The sequence below is a fragment of the Komagataeibacter kakiaceti JCM 25156 genome (genome assembly GCF_000613305.1).
This window is the reverse complement of record NZ_BAIO01000247.1, coordinates 1-3412: the sequence shown is the minus strand read 5'-3', so window position 1 is coordinate 3412 and position 3412 is coordinate 1. Positions and strand designations below refer to the sequence as shown.

The window sequence follows — 3412 nt, the reverse complement described above, 5'->3', positions numbered from 1 at the left end:
CCGGTCAACCGGGCCACCCAGATGCGGGCCTGAACGGTATGGCCCGGCTCATTGGCGGCGGGCGCGGTGAAATCCCCCGCCAGTTCCGCGCCCGGTATCAGGCCGCAGCCCAGTTCCTCACGTATTTCGCGGTGCAGGGCCTGCTGCGGGGTTTCACCCGGTTCGGGCTTGCCGCCCGGCAGCATGAAAGCCGCCGTATCGCGCTTGCGCATGACCAGTACCCGCTCACGCACGATCACCGCCGCGCAGACAACCGTAATAAGACCCGCCATACCCTGTGCCTTTCTGGTGAAGTTTCCTACTTGTCGCCCCCCTTGAGCGGCGACATGAGGAAACAGAAGGGTACGACAAGCAGCGAGCCGACGCCAAGGATCATGAAGACCTCGTTATAGGCCAGAATGGCGATCTGCCTCTGGAATTCCCTGTACAGCCGCCCCATCGCCACGTTGTTGACCGCCGTTTCGGCATATCCGCGCGCAATCGCCACCGCCCGGCTCTGGGCCAGATATTCCCGGAACGGCTGGTGATAGGGTGTCATCCAGTGGACCATCTGGTTCTGGTGCGCCTGACGGATTTCGGTCACCATCGCCGTCGCACCCGAAATGCTGAGCGAGCCGAGCACGTTGCGCGCCATGCTGAACAGGGCCGAACCATCGGGGTTCAGTTCGCGCGGCAAGGTGGCGTAGGTGATGGTCGAGATCGGCACGAACAGGAAGGCCAGCGTGGCCGTCTGGCTCATGCGGAACATCACCAGATGCCGGAAATCAAGCTGCGGCACCAGTTGCGCCGACCAGAACATGCTTGTTCCCATCAGGAAAAAGCCGCACGCGATGATGTAGCGCAGTTGCACGAACTTCATCGCGATGCCGACCATCGGGATCAGCACGATCACCGCCAGCCCGCCGGGCGACAGGATCAGCCCGACAGCGTGGCCGTATAGCCCATGACCTGCTGGGAAAACTGCGGCACGATAATGGCGGAGGAATAGAGCAGCGCCCCCACCGCCCCCATGAGCCGGTGCCCACGGCGAAGTTCCGGTCCCTGAACACCCGCAGGTCCACCGCCGGGTGCTTGCAGCGCAGCAGCCAGATGACCGCCCCCCCGATGCCCAGAACCGCGAGGATGGCCATGATCACGATGATGCGCGAGCCGAACCAGTCCTCGTCCTCGCCACGGTCAACCGCCACTTCAAGGCAGCCGAAACCGATGGTGATGAGACCGATGCCGATGAAGTCGAGCGGCGCGCTCTGCTTGCGCGCCCATGGCGGGTCATCCACGACGATCGAGACCGCGATGGTGGCCAGGATGCCAACCGGCACGTTGATGAAGAACACCCACCGCCACGAATAGTTATCCGTGATCCACCCCCCAGCGACGGGCCGAGAACCGGGGCGACCACGGTTGCGATGGCGGTCAGGCCAAAGGCCGCCGCGCGCTTGCTGGGCGGGAACGTGTCCAGAATGATGGATTGCTGGTTGGGCTGCAATCCACCGCCGAAAAAGCCCTGCATCAGCCGGAACAGGATCAGTTCGGGCAGGCTGGCCGAAATGCCGCACAGAAAGGACGAGAGCGAGAACATGGCGATGCAGATCAGGAAATAGCGCTTGCGCCCGAACAGCTTGCCAAGCCAGCCCGAGATCGTCAGCACGATCCCGTTGGCCACGAGGTAGGAGGTCAGCGTCCACGTCGCGTCGTCATAGGTGGAGGACAGGCTGCCCGCGATATGCGGCAGCGCCACGTTGACGATGGTGGTATCCAGAATTTCCATGAAGCGGCCACCGTCACGATCACGGCGATCAGCACGGATTGTGCTTCGGCTTCCAGTCAGTCCCATCAGCCGGGGTGGAGGCCGCGGCGGGCCCGCTCATTCTGTGTGGACCGTCGGCTCGACCGACAGGCCGAGCGACAGCGGCACATCCTGGCGCAGCCCTTCGTCAATCAGGATCTTGACCGGCACGCGCTGGACGATCTTCACGTAGTTGCCGGTCGCGTTCTCGGGCGGGAAGGCGCTGAACGTGGCCCCGGTGCCAAGCTGGAGCGAATCCACATGCCCCTTCAGCCGCAGGAACGGATAGGCGTCCACCGCTATGTCCACCTTCTGGCCGGGGCGCATGTGGGTCAGCTGGGTTTCCTTGTAGTTGGCCACGACCCAGACCTCCGGCTCGACAATGGACAGCATGGTCTGGCCCATGGAGACATAGGTGCCACGCTCGATATTGCGCTGCGACACCCAGCCATCATGCGGGGCGCGGATGACGGTCCATTCCATGTTCAGTTCCGCCTCGCGCAGTTTCGCCGCGGCCTGCATCACCTGCGCTTCCTGCTGCGAGACATGGGTGGCGGTGCTGGAAATGTTGGGAATGACCGGCTGCGCGATTTCAAGGTTGCCCTGCGCCTGGAGCACCTGCGCCTTCGCCGCGTTCAGGGCGGCGGTGGCGTAGTCGATGTTCTGCTGCGATGTCGCCTCACGCGTTACGCCATGCTGGCGGCGGTAATCGGTCTCGGCACGGAACTGCTGCGCCTGCGCGGCCTGAAGCTGGCCCTGCGCCACCATGAGACGACCGGGGAAATCCTTCTTCGCCACTTCCAGCATCAGCGTGGCGTTGCTTGCCTGCGCGCGCGCGATTTCCAGCGCCGCCGACGCCTGGTCACGCTGGGCGCGCCAGTCACGGTCATCAATCCGGGCCAGGATGTCGCCCGCATGCACGTACTGGTTGTCGTTCACCAGCAGTTCGGTCACGTAGCCATGCACATGCGCCGCCACCGGCACGGCGCGCCCAGCGGTGAAGGCGTCGTCCGTCTCGACCTCGTTACGGTGCAGGAACCAGTAAATCCCGCCCAGAAGCACGACCAGAACCAGCCCGCCAATCAGGATCAGCTTGCGCCGGGGGGAAGCCGCTTCCTGCTTTTCCTGTTTTTCCTGTCCGTTCCCGTCATCGTGCGCGGCATGTCCGTCTTCGGGCGCCTTACCTTCGTCCACGGCCATCTGGTTCCCTCATCCTCACGTTGGTTGCAGCCCCTGATCCTGTCATTCCGCGCATTGACCGAACGGGTCGGTCAATGCATGGCACGAAGCCTGCCATACTTCAACCGCCATTACCGCCTTACCCGTACATTCCACGTGGCTTAAAGCGTAAAGGCCTGATTATGGACCATGCGGCATACAGGCCGTTTTCACGCATCAGGGCCTCATGCGTGCCGCATTCCACGGCGCTTCCCTCCGCCATGACCACCACGAGATCCGCCGAACGGACGGTGGACAGGCGGTGCGCCACCACGATGGTGGTGCGACGGTGGCGCAGGCGGGCCAGGGCCTGCTGTATGATGGCCTCGCTCTCGCTATCGAGCGCGCTGGTCGCCTCATCCAGAAGCAGCACGCGCGGGTTGCGCAGCAGGGCGCGCGCCAGCGCCA

At 63.9% G+C, this 3412-nt stretch carries 2 protein-coding genes and 2 pseudogenes; all 4 read right to left on the bottom strand.

Annotated features, from left to right (window positions below; all coding sequences use genetic code 11):
- The coding region (locus tag JCM25156_RS11620; protein ID WP_025813212.1) for an NUDIX hydrolase at nt 1-272 on the bottom strand (272 nt) is incomplete at its 3' end.
- Nucleotides 273-298: 26 nt separating this feature from the next.
- Nucleotides 299-1868 (bottom strand): annotated as a pseudogene (locus tag JCM25156_RS23820) (DHA2 family efflux MFS transporter permease subunit).
- Complete coding sequence (locus tag JCM25156_RS11610) at nt 1865-2986, bottom strand: HlyD family secretion protein (RefSeq protein ID WP_025813211.1); 1122 nt, start codon at nt 2984-2986, stop codon at nt 1865-1867. The pseudogene JCM25156_RS23820 and the gene JCM25156_RS11610 overlap by 4 nt, the downstream one beginning before the upstream one ends.
- Before the next feature lie 118 nt (nt 2987-3104).
- Nucleotides 3105-3412: pseudogene (locus JCM25156_RS23815) on the bottom strand (type I secretion system permease/ATPase); the annotation flags it as partial.